This window comes from Micromonospora chersina, assembly GCF_900091475.1.
GTDB lineage: Bacteria > Actinomycetota > Actinomycetes > Mycobacteriales > Micromonosporaceae > Micromonospora > Micromonospora chersina.
Window position 1 is genome coordinate 813,508 of record NZ_FMIB01000002.1, and the last position, 14,250, is coordinate 827,757.

16 protein-coding genes are annotated in these 14,250 nt (G+C 76.0%); 8 read left to right on the top strand and 8 right to left on the bottom strand.

All coding sequences use genetic code 11. The features are described 5' to 3' along the window. Positions 1 to 79 precede the first annotated feature (79 nt). Positions 80 to 1,282 (bottom strand): erythromycin esterase family protein, encoded by a 1,203-nt coding sequence (locus GA0070603_RS03715; RefSeq protein ID WP_091307135.1) that lies wholly within the window; start codon positions 1,280 to 1,282, stop codon positions 80 to 82. A 58-nt stretch (positions 1,283 to 1,340) separates the two neighbouring features. On the opposite strand from GA0070603_RS03715, the gene GA0070603_RS03720 reads away from it, so the two are divergent. From GA0070603_RS03720 to GA0070603_RS03730, 3 genes are all read left to right on the top strand, one after another. Further along, complete coding sequence (locus GA0070603_RS03720) at positions 1,341 to 2,066, top strand: TioE family transcriptional regulator (RefSeq protein ID WP_167544476.1); 726 nt, start codon at positions 1,341 to 1,343, stop codon at positions 2,064 to 2,066. 44 nt (positions 2,067 to 2,110) lie between these two features. Continuing rightward, the gene (locus tag GA0070603_RS03725; protein WP_167544477.1) at positions 2,111 to 2,695 is read left to right on the top strand and encodes a TetR/AcrR family transcriptional regulator; all 585 of its coding nucleotides are present in this window, start codon (positions 2,111 to 2,113) and stop codon (positions 2,693 to 2,695) included. Positions 2,696 to 2,772: 77 nt separating this feature from the next. Further along, a complete protein-coding gene (locus GA0070603_RS03730; RefSeq protein ID WP_091307146.1) occupies positions 2,773 to 4,206 on the top strand; it encodes a DHA2 family efflux MFS transporter permease subunit in 1,434 nt (477 codons plus the stop codon). 57 nt (positions 4,207 to 4,263) lie between these two features. Here the strand turns inward: GA0070603_RS03730 and GA0070603_RS03735 are convergent, their stop codons facing one another. After that, positions 4,264 to 4,740 carry a DnaJ family domain-containing protein gene (locus GA0070603_RS03735; protein WP_091321486.1) on the bottom strand — a complete coding sequence of 159 codons (477 nt, stop codon included), beginning with the start codon at positions 4,738 to 4,740 and terminating at the stop codon, positions 4,264 to 4,266. Positions 4,741 to 4,899: 159 nt separating this feature from the next. Between GA0070603_RS03735 and GA0070603_RS03740 the strand changes: the two genes are divergently transcribed. After that, positions 4,900 to 5,325: a YkvA family protein gene (locus GA0070603_RS03740; protein WP_091307149.1), complete on the top strand. Its 426-nt coding sequence runs from the start codon at positions 4,900 to 4,902 to the stop codon at positions 5,323 to 5,325. Further along, positions 5,241 to 6,038 (top strand): sulfite exporter TauE/SafE family protein, encoded by a 798-nt coding sequence (locus tag GA0070603_RS03745; protein WP_244282380.1) that lies wholly within the window; start codon positions 5,241 to 5,243, stop codon positions 6,036 to 6,038. The genes GA0070603_RS03740 and GA0070603_RS03745 overlap by 85 nt, the downstream gene beginning before the upstream one ends. 33 nt (positions 6,039 to 6,071) lie before the next feature. On the opposite strand, the gene GA0070603_RS03750 is transcribed toward GA0070603_RS03745, so the two are convergent. After that, positions 6,072 to 6,620: a GNAT family N-acetyltransferase gene (locus GA0070603_RS03750; RefSeq protein ID WP_091307153.1), complete on the bottom strand. Its 549-nt coding sequence runs from the start codon at positions 6,618 to 6,620 to the stop codon at positions 6,072 to 6,074. A 102-nt stretch (positions 6,621 to 6,722) separates the two neighbouring features. Here GA0070603_RS03750 and GA0070603_RS03755 point away from each other — a divergent pair, with 102 nt between their 5' ends. After that, a complete protein-coding gene (locus GA0070603_RS03755) occupies positions 6,723 to 7,373 on the top strand; it encodes a LysE family translocator (RefSeq protein ID WP_091307156.1) in 651 nt (216 codons plus the stop codon). Positions 7,374 to 7,392: 19 nt separating this feature from the next. Here GA0070603_RS03755 and GA0070603_RS03760 read toward each other — a convergent pair whose 3' ends face one another. The 4 genes from GA0070603_RS03760 to GA0070603_RS03775 are packed head-to-tail and all read right to left on the bottom strand — an operon-like array spanning position 7,393 to position 10,744. Further along, the gene (locus tag GA0070603_RS03760) at positions 7,393 to 7,902 is read right to left on the bottom strand and encodes an NUDIX hydrolase (RefSeq protein ID WP_091307159.1); all 510 of its coding nucleotides are present in this window, start codon (positions 7,900 to 7,902) and stop codon (positions 7,393 to 7,395) included. 9 nt (positions 7,903 to 7,911) lie between these two features. Beyond that, positions 7,912 to 8,736 (bottom strand): SDR family NAD(P)-dependent oxidoreductase, encoded by an 825-nt coding sequence (locus GA0070603_RS03765; protein ID WP_208862793.1) that lies wholly within the window; start codon positions 8,734 to 8,736, stop codon positions 7,912 to 7,914. After that, positions 8,733 to 10,046 carry a flavin-containing monooxygenase gene (locus GA0070603_RS03770; RefSeq protein WP_091307165.1) on the bottom strand — a complete coding sequence of 438 codons (1,314 nt, stop codon included), beginning with the start codon at positions 10,044 to 10,046 and terminating at the stop codon, positions 8,733 to 8,735. Before GA0070603_RS03770 ends, GA0070603_RS03765 begins: the two co-directional genes overlap by 4 nt. 53 nt (positions 10,047 to 10,099) lie before the next feature. Next, positions 10,100 to 10,744 (bottom strand): TetR/AcrR family transcriptional regulator, encoded by a 645-nt coding sequence (locus tag GA0070603_RS03775; RefSeq protein WP_091321490.1) that lies wholly within the window; start codon positions 10,742 to 10,744, stop codon positions 10,100 to 10,102. A gap of 77 nt (positions 10,745 to 10,821) precedes the next feature. Here GA0070603_RS03775 and GA0070603_RS03780 point away from each other — a divergent pair, with 77 nt between their 5' ends. Next, positions 10,822 to 12,183, top strand: coding sequence for an MFS transporter (locus GA0070603_RS03780; RefSeq protein WP_091307168.1), 1,362 nt, complete (start codon positions 10,822 to 10,824; stop codon positions 12,181 to 12,183). On the opposite strand, the gene GA0070603_RS03785 is transcribed toward GA0070603_RS03780, so the two are convergent. Then, entirely contained in the window at positions 12,129 to 13,556 is a 1,428-nt protein-coding gene (locus tag GA0070603_RS03785) for an MFS transporter (RefSeq protein WP_244282383.1), read from the bottom strand. The two genes, GA0070603_RS03780 and GA0070603_RS03785, sit on opposite strands and share 55 nt — an antisense overlap. Before the next feature lie 95 nt (positions 13,557 to 13,651). Between GA0070603_RS03785 and GA0070603_RS03790 the strand changes: the two genes are divergently transcribed. Next, entirely contained in the window at positions 13,652 to 14,230 is a 579-nt protein-coding gene (locus GA0070603_RS03790) for an XRE family transcriptional regulator (protein ID WP_091321492.1), read from the top strand. Positions 14,231 to 14,250 lie beyond the last annotated feature (20 nt).

Sequence of the window (14,250 nt, forward strand, 5' to 3'; positions counted from 1 at the left end):
CGTCGGGTGCGGTCGGGGTTCACCCGCCGCCCGCCGGCCTGACGAGACCGCCATGCCGGCGGGCGGTAGCCGGCGGACGCTAGTTCCGCACGGCGTCCTTCACGAACACGAGCCCGTCGATGCCGGTCAGGTGCGCCGGATCGAGGGGGGCGTAACCGAACCAGGGGGACACCCGCGGAGCGGGTGCCGCCTCGCCGAGGGCCGCGGCCAGTCGCCGGGGGTCGACGACGTACCGGTCCTGCGGGAGCGCGTACAGGTGCCCTTCGAGGGTGTCCGGGGGTGGGGTCTCCACGCCGTGGTGGCGGATCGTGCCGAGGGCGGTGGCCAGGAAGGCGTACCCGTCGCCCAGGTGAGGGCTGACGAGCGCGCCGGCGCTCCACCATGCCACCGGCAGGCCGCCCATCCGCATCGTGCTCCTCTCCCGCTGGAGGTGGCTGTTGTGGGCGTGCACGAGCGTCGGACCGCGTTCGGCGAGTGCGAGCAGGTTGGCGGCCATCATGGAGTCCCGCACGGCGAGCAGCCGCGCCATCCGGGTGGGTGACGTGTCGGCCATCGAGAAGTGGTAGCGCAGCAGGCCGGCGGCCGTGCGCCCGTACAGGCGCGCCCGCTCCCACTCGTCGGGTGTGGACGTCGCGATCAGGTGGGGCGTCTGCGCGTCGAGCAGGGCCACCAGGTCGTCGGCCACCAGTCGTAGTTCCCTGGCCTCGGGCGTCCGGCCCACCGACCGGGTCGGGTCCATCATGGCGGCCGGTTCGGTCCACCTGTCGTCGGCCCCGAGCAGGCGGTCGAGCGTCTCGGCGGTGCAGGGAAGCAGGCCGGCGTCGACCCGGGCCGCGAGGTAGCCGTGCAGAGCGGTGAGGGCCTGCCGGGGGCTCGCCGCGGCGGTGATCTCCAGCGGGCCGTCGAAACCGGCGAACCGCACCCGCTCGGACGCGGGCCGGCCCTCGTTGTAGGCCCGCATCCAGCGCACCAGGTCGCGGTTGCCCGGGAAGGCGCCCCACTCGTGGCTGAAGCCGCGGTCCATGACCTCGTCGAGGTCGCCCGCGCCCGACGTGACGTGGTCGTCCACCACGAGGCCCATCAGGCAGTCGCTCTCGATGGCGATCGTCCGGTAGCCCTCCCGCTCCACGAGTTGCCGGAAGAGGTCGTTGCGCACGTCGAGGAGAACCTTCTCGCCGTGGGTGGGCTCGCCCAGGGCGAGCAACCGGGGCCGGCCCGGGAGCAGCCCCATGACGGCAGCGGCGTCGACGGCATGGACGGTGTCGGTGATACCAGCAGTCATGCCCTCAACGCTATCGTTGAACCGTCGGTGGAAACTTCTCAGTGAAACTGGGCAGGCAGTGCGGCAAAACTCTCAACACGGTGGTCGGCTGAGGCCGGTCGACCTGGCGCGCCGGCACGGTCTGTCGACGCAGGCGATCCGGAACTACGAGGCGGCCGGCGTCCTTCCGGAGGCGGAACGCACCCTCCACGGCTACCGCACCTACACACCGCTGCACGCGAGCGCGCTGAACGCGTTCCTGGCCCTCGTGCCCGGCCACGGTCACGCGACGGCCACGTCGATCATGCGGGCGGTCAACCGGGAGGCGACCGGGGAAGCTCTCCACCTCATCGACGAGAGCCACGCCCAGCTTCTCGACGACCGCCGCACCCTCCAGGCCGTCGAGGCCGCGCTGCGCGACCTCGAGCCCGTGCCGCCGGAACGCGGTGACACCTTCGTGGGCCCGCTGTCGAGAAGGCTCGGTATCCGCCCGGCCACCCTGCGCAAGTGGGAACGTGCGGGCGTGGTCCAGCCGCGCCGCGACCCGCGGACGGGCTACCGGGTCTACAGCGCCGCCGACGTCCGCGATGCCCTGCTGGTTCACCAGCTCAGGCGGGGCGGCCACCTGCTGGAGCAGATCGCCCCGCTGATCGCCCAGGTCCGCTCGGCCGGGGGCGTCGCACCCCTCGAATCGACGCTGCGCGACTGGCACGCCCGTCTCGTGGCCCGCAGCCGCGCGATGCTGAGCGGCGCCGCGGCGCTGGACGCCTACCTGGACTGCCGGTCGGCTTCCGAGGCGGGATGACCACCGGGGTTGCCGGCACGGGTTGCTCGGTAAATACTTACTGCATGAGTGACAGCCGGGCCGCCCTGCTCGACGCCGCGGCGGAGGAGTTCGCCCGCACCGGCCTGCACGGCACCCGGGTGCAGGCGGTGGTCCGGCGCGCCGGCGTCAACGAGCGCATGATCTACCACCACTTCGGCAGCAAGGAAGGGCTCTACGCGGCCGTCATCGACGAGCAGCGCGCGGGGCTGGCCGCCGCCTGGGCGCCGGTGCTCGACCGGGCCACCACCCTCGACCCGTACGCGGGGATGCGCGCCGCCTTCGCCGGCTTCTACGACATCCTGCGGGCCCGCCCCCGGCTGCTCGCGCTGATGCTGCACGAGTCGCTGAGCGGGTCCGGCGCGCTGTCCCTGCCCACCGCCGACCAGCTCCCCGCGGCGATCCGCCACCTGTACGAGCGCGGCCAGTCCGAGGGCGCGTTCCGCGCCGACTGCCCGTTCGAGGTGGCGTACGCGACCGCGATGGGGGCGCTCGTGGCGTTGCAGGTCTTCGCTCCCCCGTTCGCCGTCGACGCCGGCACGCCGGAGCTGCGGGACCGGGTGGTCGGGCAGCTGCTCGACGGGATGACCGGGCCGGTTCCCGGCCGCTGAACCAGCACACGGTGACAACCTGCGGAGCCCGGGCCTCCGCAGTAAGCATTTACCGCAGGTCGAGGAAAGGGGCCGGAATGGATCGGACCATCGAGCCGCCCGCGCCGGCACCCGGGGTCTCCCCGGCGCTGCGCCGGCTGGTCGGCGTGATCATGCTCGGCGCGCTCGCCGTGCAGCTCGACGCCACCATGACCAACGTCGCCATCCACACGCTGCTCCGCGAGTTCGACGCGACCCTGTCCACCGTGCAGTGGGTCGGCACCGGCTACCTGCTGGCGATGACCGCGATGATCCCGCTGACCGGCTGGGCCGCCGACCGGTTCGGCACCCGCACGCTCTGGACGCTCAGCCTCGCCGGGTTCCTGCTGGGCTCCCTGCTGTCCGGGCTGGCCTGGTCCGCCGGCAGCCTCATCGCGTTCCGGGTCGTGCAGGGCGCGGGCGGCGGGATGCTCGTACCCCTGGCGCAGACCATCCTGGCCCGCGCCGCCGGCCCGGACCGGCTCGGCCGGGTGATGGCCGCCATCGGCGTCCCCGCCATGCTGGGCCCGGTCCTCGGGCCGGTGCTCGGCGGCCTGATCGTCGACGACCTGGGCTGGCGGTGGATCTTCTTCGTCAACCTGCCGGTCGGCCTGGCCGGGCTGCTCCTGGCCCGCCGGGTGGTGCCCGCCGACCGGCCGGCGACCGCCGCCCCGCTGGACCTGACCGGGCTGGCCCTGCTGCCGCCCGGCTGCGCCGCCGTGGTCTACGGCCTGGCCGAGGCCGGCCGGCACGGCCGGTTCGACGCCCCGGCCGTGCTCGTCGCGGTGGCGCTCGGCGGGGTGCTGCTGGCCGGATTCGCGGGGCACGCGCTGCGGACCCGGCGGGAGCCGCTGATCGACCTGCGGCTGCTGGCCGACCGGACGTTCGCGGCCTGCGCGGCGGTGGTGTTCCTGTCCGGCGTCGCCCTGTTCGGGGCGATCATCCTGCTGCCGCTCTACCAGCAGCAGGTGCGGGGCGCGTCCGCCCTGGCCGCCGGGCTGCTGCTGGCCCCGCAGGGCGTGGGCATGGCGATCGGGCTGGTGGCCGCCGGGCGGCTCACCGACCGGATCGGCCCCCGGCCGATCGTGCTGGTCGGCCTCGTGGTGGCCGCCGCCGGCACGCTCACCTACACGCAGGTGGCGGCCGACACCGCGCAGCCGGTGCTCGCCGCCGCGTTGCTCGTCAGCGGCGCCGGCATGGGCGCCACCGTGGTGCCGGTACTGGCCAGCCCGTACCGGGGACTGTCGCCGGCGGCGATCCCGCGGGCGACCAGCGCCATCCGGATCTTCCAGCAGCTCGGCGGGGCGTTCGGCGGGGCGGTCCTGGCCGTCGTGCTCCAGCGGCAGCTCGCCGGGCAGGCCGACGCGGCGGAGCGGGCGGCCGCGTTCGGGGCGACCTTCTGGTGGGTGCTCGGTTTCACGCTGCTGGGGGTGCTCCCGGCCCTGCTGCTGCCGGCCACCCGGGCGCCGCGGCCCGGCGCCGGGTCGGCCTGAGCAGCCGTCGTCGGGGGACCACCGGCTCGGGGGTGGTGGTCCCCCGACGACGGCCGATCAGCGGCGCCGCCAGGGCCACCACCGGCGGCGCGGCGGAGCGGAAAGCGGGACGGGCGCGGGGTCGGCCGCCACCCGCTCGGCCGCGGCCCGCTCCCGGCCGGCCCGCCAGTCGCGGACCACGTCGTCGGCGTTGACCGGCCGGACCACCACCCGCGGACCGGTGGGCGTGCGCAGCCAGGCCACCACCTCGGTGTTGAGGGCGGCCACGTACGCCCGTACCGACTCCTCGGTGGGCAGGTCGCGCACCTCGTCGGGGACCTTCTCGATGCGGCGGCGCAGTTGCAGCGGGGTGGGCAGGAGCAGGTCACCGGGAAGCTGTTCGCGCTCCAGGAAGCTGCGGATCCACCAGCCCTCGTCGTAGGGCAGGTCCCGGCCCGGGATGGGCTTGCCGGCCCCCGGCAGGTTGTCGAACTCGCCACGCTCCTGGGCCGAGCGGATCTGCGCCTCGACCGCGGCCTCCCAGCCTGTCGTCACCGCCGTCACCTCCCGTCCTCACCGTATCCGCGGATCACCGACCTGGTTCAGCGCCGGCCGGCACCGGGCTGTTCCCGTCCGGCGGCCGGCGGCGGCGGGGCGTACATTCCTGGTGGGCCGGCGGGCGGCCCGTACCCCAGGGCGGGAGGAACCACCGGCGTGCGTGACTGGCTCATCGGCCTCGGCGTCGCGGTGGCCTGCCTGCTGGCCAGCTGGGCGCTGCTGGTGCTGCTGGCCCGGCGGCTGCCGCCGGGCATCCTGCGGGACCTGGCCGCCTTCATCCCGGACTGCCTGACCACCGTGCGCCGGCTGCGCCGCGACCCCCGGGTGCCGCGCCGGGCCAAGGTCGCGATCGTGTTCGCCGGGCTCTGGCTGGCCAGCCCCATCGACCTGATCCCGGAGTTCCTGCCGGTCATCGGCCCACTCGACGACATCGTGGTGGTCGCGCTGGCGCTGCGCTACGCCGGCAGGCAGGTGCCCCGGCAGGTGCTGCTCGACGCGTGGCCCGGCGAGCCGCGGCTGCTGCTGCGCCTGCTCGGCCCGGCGCCGGCGGCCGGGCCGGGCGTCGAGGAACCCACGCGCTGAGCACGCTGCTGGTCGCCTCGGCAGCGGCGTTCCTGCTGGCCGTGCTGTCCGCGGTGACCGGTTTCGGCGGCGGGGTGCTGTTGCTGCCGGTCTTCACCGCGCTGTTCGGGCTGCGCGTCGCGGTGCCCGTGCTCACCCTCACCCAGCTCGCCAGCAACGCCGCCCGGGTCTGGCTCAACCGGCGGGAGCTGCACGCCGCCCTCGCCCGCCGGTTCGCGCTCGGCGCGGTGCCGTTCGCCCTGGCCGGGGCGCTGCTGCTGGCGCACGCGCCGCTGGCCGCCCTCAAGCGGCTGCTCGGGGTGTTCCTGCTGGGCGTGGTGGCGTGGCGTCGCCTCGGCCGGCCGCCGGGACGGCCCGGCGCGCGGACGTTCGTGGCGGTCGGCGCGGCCTCCGGGCTCGGGTCGGCGCTGCTCGGCTCCGTCGGCCCGCTCACCGCGCCGTTCTTCCTGGCCTACGGGCTGACCCGGGCCGCGTACGTGGGCACCGAGGCGGCCGCCGCGCTCACCCTGCACCTGGCCAAGACCGCCGGGTACGCCGGGGCCGGGCTGCTCGGCCGGCAGGTGCTGCTGCTCGGGGCGGCGCTCACCCCGGCCACCCTGGCCGGCGCGTGGGTGGGGCGGCGGATCGTCGGCCGGATCAGCGACCGGACCTTCGTCGCCCTGGTGGAGGCGGGACTTGTCGCGGCCGCCCTGCTCTTCCTGGCCGGCCGCTGACGCCGGCCCGGCGCTCGATGGCGGTGGCCCGGCTCAGGGCCGGTGGCGGACGTGGCGGTGACCGTCGCGCGGGAACGGCGGCCGGGCCCGCAGCACCTCCGCGAAGGCGTACCCGCTCTTCTCCGCCACCCGGCAGGAGGCCGGGTTGTCCACCTGGTGCAGCAGCTCCAGGCGGGTCAGGCCGCCCGCGGCGAACCGGGCGAACGCCCAGTCGGTGACCGCCGCCACGGCCCGCGGCGCGACACCGCGGCCCCGGGCGGGCGCGGCCGTCCAGTAGCCCACCTCGGCTGCCGGCCGCCCGGGGGTGACCTCCTTGAGCACGACGTTGGCCACCAGCCGCTCCCCCTCGGCCGTGGGCTCCAGGACGGCGAAGCTGAACCGGCGGTCGGCCGCCCAGCCCTGCCGGCTGCGGCGCAGGAACGCGCGGGCCTCGGCCCGGGTGGTCACCGGGAGCCGGGTCCAGGAGCGCAGCACCGGATCCCGGTACGCGGCCAGCAGTGCCTCGGCGTCGTCGTCGCGCCACGGGCGCAGCAGCAGGCCGGGGGCGGAGGGGGTGGCGGCGGCGTGGAGCACGATCGACATCCCGGTAGTGTCGCCCGTCACGCCCCCGTCCGGCGAGCCCGGCCCCACGGCGCCGGAGCGCGGGCGTAGGGTCCGGGCAGGACCGACGGGCGGGGAGGCGACGTGGTCACGGTCGGCGCGCTGGTGGGTATCGCCCTGGTGGCGTTGGGTCTGGTGCTCACGCCCGGCCCGAACATGGTCTACCTGGTGTCCCGGTCGGTCACCCAGGGCCGGCGGGCCGGGCTGGTGTCGCTGCTCGGCGTGGCCGTCGGCTTCCTGGTCTACCTGGCCGCCGCGGTGGCCGGCATCGCCACGGTCTTCGTGCTGGTCCCCCCGCTGTACACCGCGGTGAAGCTGGGCGGCGCGGCCTACCTGCTGTGGCTGGCCTGGCGGATCCTGCGCCCGGGCGGCCGGTCGGCGTTCACCCCGGCCGCGCTGCCCCCGGACCGGCCGCGGCGGCTGTTCACCATGGGCCTGGTCACCAACCTGCTGAACCCGAAGATCGCCATCCTCTACGTGTCGCTGCTGCCGCAGTTCGTCGACCCGGCGCGCGGGCACGTGGCGGTGCAGAGCCTGCTGCTCGGGCTGACCCAGATCGGCATCGCGCTGACCGTGAACGGGCTCATCGTCCTCACCGCCGGCACCGTGTCGGCGTTCCTCACCCGGCGGCCGGCCTGGGCGCGGGCCCAGCGCTACGTGATGGGCACGGTGCTGGCCGGTCTCGCGGTCCGCATCGCCGTGGACCGCTCGCGGGCCGCCGTGGCCACCCCCTGACCGGCACGGCCGGGCGCGTTCAGAGGTTGTCGGGCCGGCTGAGCGCCGGGTGGCGTTCGCCCGGCGCCGCGTACCAGGGTTCGATGTCCTCGCGCAGCGCGGTGGCGATCCGCAGGTGCGACCAGTCGTCCAGGTCGGGCAGCTCGTCGGGCGCGAACCAGCCGACCGCGAGGGATTCGTCGCCGTCGGCGGTGGCGGTGCCGCCGACGGCCCGGCAGCGGAACCAGACGTTGAGGAACTCGCAGGTGTCCCCGTTGGGGTAGACGACCGGATGGGTGGCCACCCCGCCGATCCGTTCGATCTCGACCTCGATGCCGGTCTCCTCGCGGACCTCGCGGACCAGCGCGTCGGCGGGCTGCTCGCCCGGGTCGACAGTGCCGGCCGGCACCGACCAGCGGCCGTTGTCGCCGCGGCGGGCCAGCAGCACCCGCCCGGCCCCGTCGGTCACCACCCCGCTGACGCCGTACAGCATCAGCAGGTCGGATCCGATGTGCCGGCGCATCCGCGCGATGTAGGGCGAGACAGGCATGGCGGCACCCTACCGGCGGCCGTCCCGGTGCCGCCGGAGCATGCCGGCGGCCAGCGGCGCGCCGTCGAGGTCACCGGCGGCGATCCGCCCCGCGACGGTACGGCGCACCAGCCGGTCGGCCAGCGCCGGCGCGTGCCGGGCCAGGGCCAGCTCCAGCCGCCCCCGGGCCGTGGTGGCCACGTCCCGGGGCGCCCGGCGGGCGGTGGCGGCGCGCATGATCGCGGCGACGACCCCCTCGACGGGTTCCAGCCGGGACACCCCGCTCAGCGACAGGCCGGCCTCGGCGGTGCTGTCGTGGATCGGGGAGGCGACCATGCTTGGGTAGACGACGCTGACGCCGACGTGGGTGCCGACCTCGTGGCGCAGCGCGTCGGCGTACGCGACGACCGCCCGCTTGCTCACCCCGTATGCGGCCGCGAGGGGCAGCGGCAGCACGGCCATCCGGCTGGCCACGAAGACCACCCGGCCGCGCGCCGCCTCCAGGGCGGGCAGCGCCGCCGCCGTGGTGCGCCAGGCGGCGAGCAGGTTGACCTCAAGCTGCCGGCGGACCACCTCGTCGGGGGCCAGCTCGGCCGGGGCGGGCCCGCCGACGCCGGCGTTGTTGACCAGCAGGTCCAGCCCGCCGAGCCGGTCCACGGCGGCGGCCACCGCGGCCGGCACGGCGGCCGGGTTGGTCAGGTCGCAGCCGAGCACCGGCACCGGGCCGTCCTCGTCCGGGCGCAGGTCGAGCCCCACGACGTGGGCGCCCGCGCCGGTCAGCGCGGCGCACAGGTGCCGCCCGAAGGTGCCGCTCGCGCCGGTGACCAGCACGCGCCGTCCCGCCAGCCCGCTCACCGCCGCACCTCCGCCCGGCGCCGCCCGGCCGCCAGTTCCCGCTCCAGTTCGGCCAGGTACGCGTCGAAGTCGACCCGCATGTGCGGCCGGCGCTGCCCCCACCGGGTGGTGGCGGCGCGCAGCTCGGCCCGGCAGGCGGCCTCCTGCCGGGCCCGGTCCGGTGGCGACCAGGTGCCGGCGAGCCAGCCGGCGACGAGCCGGGCCTGGGCCTCGAACAGCGGGAACGCCGCGCCGGTGGACTGCATCAGCCCGACGAAGGCCAGCCCGGGGGCGTCCAGGTGGAACACGTGCCGGTACAGCGGCAGCCGGTCGGCGCCGTCGCCGAGCAGTCCCGGGTCGAGGAAGGGGACCTCCACCCGGTAGCCGGTGCACCAGATCACCAGGTCCACCTCGTCGCAGCGGCCGTCGGTGAACTCGACCCGCTCGCCGGCGAACCGGGCGATCCCGGGACGGGCCTGGATGTCGCCGTGGGTGAGCCGGGACAGCAGCCCGTCGGAGAGGGTGGGGTGGTCCTGGAGGAAGCCGTGGGCGGGGGTGGGCAGCCCGTACCGGGCGGGTGGGCCGACGGTGGCGGTGAGCATGGTCTGGCTGATCCGCTGCCGCAGCCGCCAGGGCAGCCGGCGGGCGAGCGCACCGTTGAGGGTGTCGGAGGGGCGGCCGAGCAGGTACTTGGGCACCACCCAGACCCCGCGGCGCAGCGACAGCAGGGTCCGCGTGGCGGCGTACGAGGCGTCGACGGCGATGTCCATGGCGGAGTTGCCGCCCCCGACCACCAGCACCCGCCGGCCGGCGAGCTGTTCCGGGCCGCGGTAGTCGTGGCTGTGCAGTTGCTCGGCGGCGCAGTCACCCGGGTACGGGTCGGGCCACTTCGGCGCCCGGTTGTGCCCGTTGGCCACCACCACCGCCTCGACGTCGAGGTGGACCGGCCCGTCGGGTCCGGTGGCGTGCACGGCCCAGCCGCCGTCGGCGGTCCGGGTGACCCGTTCGACGGTGTGCCGCAGCCGCACGGCGTCACGCAGGCCGAACCGGTCGGCGTAGTCGGCGAGGTAGCCGGCGATGCGGTCGTGGCCCGGGTAGTCGGGCCAGTCCTCCGGCATCGGGTGGTCGGCGAACTGGGTGCGCCCCTTGCTGGTGTTCAGGTGCAGCGTCCGGTACGCCGGCGAGCCGGGTGACCCGTACACCCAGAGGCCGCCGACGGTGTCGGTGGTCTCGAACGCGACCGCCGGCACGCCGGCGTCGGCGAGCGCCTTGAGGGTGGCCAGTCCGGCCGCGCCGGCGCCGATGACCGCCACCCTGGGTCGTGCCGTCATGCCCGCCTCCTAATCCAACGACTGCTGGATAATCCCCGGCGGGCGGCGGCCCGTCAAGGGGTGGCCGGCGGGTACAGCCCGTCGAGGAAGCGGTGCACGAAGGCCCGGAACTCGCGGCGCTCGCGGGCGCCGGAGCCGTCCTGCGCGGCGAGGGCCACCACGTGCCCGTGCACCGCCCAGACCAGGCTGCGCACGGTGACGTGCGGGGCCGGCTCGACAAGCGCCCCGCCCGCGGCCGCGGCGGCGAGCAGGTCCTCGACCAGCGCGTACAGCGGGGCCGCGTACCGCTGGTCCAGGTCGGCGTGCCGGTGCGGCTCCAGCCAGCGGCGCAGCCACAGCGCGGTGGTCTCCGGCCGGTCCTCCAGGAAGTCCACGAACACGTCGACCAGGTCGTGCAGCGCCCGCAGCGCCTCGCCGCGCCCGGCCGCCAGGGCCGCCCGGGCGCGCTCGCCGGCCGCCACGAGGACCTCCCGCTCGGCGGTGAAGACCCGGGCGAAGCAGGCGTCGTAGAGCTCGGCCTTCGTGCCCGTGTGGTGGGCGACGGTGGCCACATCGACGCCGGCCGCGGCGGCGACGTCGCGCAGGCCGACGGCGTCGAAGCCACGCTCGGCGAACAGCGCGGTGGCGGCGGCGAGCACCAGGTCGCGGGTGGGCCGCTGGTCGTCGCGGCGCGGCCGGCCGGGTCGGCGGCGGGGCATGGTCATCCCGCCATTGTTCCCCCTACAATCCAGCATCCGTTGGATTGGGGGCGGCGTGCCCCGAGGAGGGGGCGACCATGACCGGGCTCGACCAGCGGCGGCAGGCCGCGGCCCTGCCGCGCGGCCCGCTGGCCGGCTTCGCCGCCGGCTCGCTCGGCATGGGCGTCTGGGTCACCGTGCCCGGGCTGCTGCTGCTCTACTTCCTCACCGACGTCCTCGCGGTCGCCCCGTGGCTGGCCGGGCTGACCCTGCTGCTGCCGAAGATCGCCGACGTGCTGCTGCACCCCTGGGTCGGGCACCGCTGCGACGTCGAGCAGGCCCGCCGCGGCCACCGGCGGCGGCTGCTGCTGGTCGGCTGCGCGCTGCCGCTGGCCTTCGCCGCGCTGTTCGCGGTGCCCGGCGGGTGGCGCGGGGCGTCGGCCGCGGCCTGGGTGGCGCTGTTCTTCGTCGCCGGGAACCTGCTGTTCGCCGCGTACCAGGTGCCCTACCTGGCCACCCCCGCGGACCTGCGGATCGGCTACCACGAGCGCACCCGGCTGATGGCCTTCCGGATGGTCGTGCTCACCCTCGGCATTCTGGTCTCCGGGCTGCTCGCGCCGCTGCTGGCCGGCGGCGACGACGCCACCCGCGCCGGCTACCTGCGGATGGCGGCGCTGCTCGCGGTGGGGATGCTCGCCGCCATGGCGGTGGGCGTCGCCGGGATCGACCGGCTGCGCCGCACCGCCGCCGTGGCGGCGCCGCCGCACCGGGCGGGCGGGTGGTCGACCCTCGTGGCGAGCCTGCGCGACCGGCAGTTCCGCTGGCTGGTCGGCGCGTACCTGGCCATGTCGACCACCACCCACCTGGTGCTGGCCGGGGTGCCCTACTACGCCGAGTACGAGCTGGGCCGCCCGAAACTCACCACCGTGCTGGTCGCCGCGTTCGTCGCGCCGGCGCTGCTGGTCACCCCGGCCTGGCTGGCGGTGTCCCGGCGGGTCGGCAAGCAGCGGGCGCTGCTCGCCGCGCAGCTCGCGTTCGCCGTCGGCGCGCTGGTGCTGGCCGTCGGTCGCCCGGCCGGGCTGCCGGTGCTGGTCGGCGCGGTGGCGGTGCTCGGGGTGGCGTTCGCCGGGATGCAGCTGCTGCCGTTCTCGATGCTGCCCGACGTGATCCGCGCCGCCGACACCGACCGGGCCGGCACCTACACCGGGGTGTGGACCGCCACCGAGGCCACCGGCGCGGCGCTCGGCCCGTACGCCTACGCGCTCTGCCTGGCCGCCGGTGGTTTCGTGGCCTCGACGGCCGGGCAGGCGGTCACCCAGTCGGCGGGCGCGCTGGCGGCGATCCGGTACGGCTTCGGCCTGCTGCCGGCCGCCGTCATGGTGGTCGCGGTGCTGCTGCAACGCCGCTACACCCTCGACGCTGCCGCCCGCGCGGACGCCGGCCGCGACGGCGCCGCCTGACGGGCGGCGTGCGCCACGACGAAGAGGAACAGGCCACAGGCCGCGACGAGGAGCCAGCCCGGGCGGGACGCCCGGGCCAGACCCGCCGGGCCGACCTCGGCGACGAGGCCCCCGGCGACGGCGATGCCGATGGCCGACCCGACCTGCCGGGCGGTGGACGTGATCGCCCCGGCGACGCCGGCCCGCGCCTGCGGCAGGCCGCTCACCGCGGTGTTGGTGATCGGCGCGTTGGCGAAGCCGAAGCCGATGCCGATGAGCAGGTAGGCCGGCAGGAGCTGCCGGAGATCCGGGTCGGGACGCAGGTCGACAAGGCTGAGCCCGCCGACCGTGAGGAACGCGCCGGCGAACAGGAGCGGCCGCCGCGCCCCGTACCGCCCGGCCAGCCGGCCCGACAGCGGCGCGCAGACGGCCGCTCCCAGCGCCAGGGGCAGGGTCGCGGTCCCCGCGGCGAGCGGGGTCCAACCGTGCCCGTGCTGCAGGTACAGCGTGGTGAGCAGCAGGCTGACGGTCAACGCCACGAACACGGCCACCGCGCCGAGCACCGCCGTGGCGAAGGCCGGCCGCCGGAACAGCGCCAGCTCCATGAGGGGTTCGCGGCGACGCCGCTCGACCGCCACGAACCCCGCGGCGGCAGCGGCGGCGACCACGTACGCGGCCCACGCCGGCGGCGACGTCCAGCCGATGCGTGGGCCCTCGATGAGCACGGCGACGCAGAGGCTCACCACGACGGTGAGGAGGACCTGGCCGGGCAGGTCGAGCCGCCGGGCCCGGGGCGCGCGGGACTCCGGCACGAACCGCGCGGTCAGCACGAGCGCGGCGACGATGACCGGGACGTTGACCCAGAACACCGACCGCCAGCCGAACGCCGCGATGAGCGCGCCACCGGCGACCGGCCCGGCCGCCATGCTGAGCCCGAAGACCGAGGCCCAGATCCCGATGGCCTGGGCCCGTTCCCGCGGGTCGGGCATCGCGTTCACCACGATGGCCAGGGCCACGGGGTTGAGCATCGACGCGCCGACCCCCTGGACGGCCCGCGCCGCGACGAGCGCGCCCAGCGACGGGGCCACCGCGCAGGCCACCGACGCGACGCCGAAGACGACCAGCCCCCACCGGAAGACCCGGCGGCGGCCCAGCCGGTCGGCCAACGCGCCCGCCGAGATCAGCAGGCTGGCCAGGATCACGGTGTAGGCGTCCGGGACCCATTCCAGGCTCCGGGTGCCCACCCCGAGGCCCCGCCCGATGGCCGGCAGGCCCACGTTGACGATCGTGGTGTCCAGCCCGACGAGCAGCATGCTCAGCGCGCAGATCGCCAGCACCGCCCACCGCCGGCGCGTGCTGAGCTCGGGTCGCACGGTCAGGGATGTCGCGGCCACGCGCTCACCTCCGGGTCGGGGAACATGCCCCGCCATGCTCCGGTCGGGCCACCCCCGGGGACCAGCGTCCTTGCGGAAACCGCAAAATGGCCGGTGTGGAAGACGATCTCGCGGAACTCCTCGACGGCATCGGGCCGCGGCTGCGCGCGCTGCGCCGCGACCGCGGCCTGACCCTGGAGACCCTCGCGGAGCGGACCGGCATCTCGGTGACCAAGCTGTCCCGCCTGGAGTCGGGCAAGCGGCGCCCCACCCTGGAGCTGCTCATACCGCTGGCCCGCGCGCACCGCGTCGCGCTGGACCAACTGGTGGCGGCGCCGCCCACCGGCGATCCCCGCGTCCATCTGCGGCCGCACCCGCGACGGCGCGGCGGCGTGGTGGTGCCCCTGACCCAGTACCCGGGACGGGTGCAGGTCTTCAAGCAGGTCCTCGCGCCCCGGGAGCCGGCGCTCGTCACCCACGCCGGCTACGAGTGGCTCTACGTCCTCGCCGGCCGGCTCCGCCTCGTCCTCGGCGACCGCGAGTTCGTCCTGCGCCCCGGCGAGGTGGCCGAGTTCGACACCGGCGAACCGCACTGGTTCGGCCCGGCCGACACGGACACCGTCGAGATCCTGCACCTGTTCGGACCGCACGGCGACCAGGCCGTCGTGCGCACCGGGCCGTCGACACCGTCGTGACCCGCGGCAACTAGACTTCG

Bases quoted from the DNA above. Each gene is read 5' to 3' on its own strand.
- GA0070603_RS03715 (WP_091307135.1), bottom strand. From the start codon at position 1,282: ATGACTGCTGGTATCACCGACACCGTCCATGCCGTCGACGCCGCTGCC.
- GA0070603_RS03780 (WP_091307168.1), top strand. From the start codon at position 10,822: ATGACCGGGCTCGACCAGCGGCGGCAGGCCGCGGCCCTGCCGCGCGGC.
- GA0070603_RS03770 (WP_091307165.1), bottom strand. From the start codon at position 10,046: ATGACGGCACGACCCAGGGTGGCGGTCATCGGCGCCGGCGCGGCCGGA.
- GA0070603_RS03730 (WP_091307146.1), top strand. From the start codon at position 2,773: ATGGATCGGACCATCGAGCCGCCCGCGCCGGCACCCGGGGTCTCCCCG.
- GA0070603_RS03775 (WP_091321490.1), bottom strand. From the start codon at position 10,744: ATGCCCCGCCGCCGACCCGGCCGGCCGCGCCGCGACGACCAGCGGCCC.
- GA0070603_RS03760 (WP_091307159.1), bottom strand. From the start codon at position 7,902: ATGCCTGTCTCGCCCTACATCGCGCGGATGCGCCGGCACATCGGATCC.
- GA0070603_RS03750 (WP_091307153.1), bottom strand. From the start codon at position 6,620: ATGTCGATCGTGCTCCACGCCGCCGCCACCCCCTCCGCCCCCGGCCTG.
- GA0070603_RS03725 (WP_167544477.1), top strand. From the start codon at position 2,111: ATGAGTGACAGCCGGGCCGCCCTGCTCGACGCCGCGGCGGAGGAGTTC.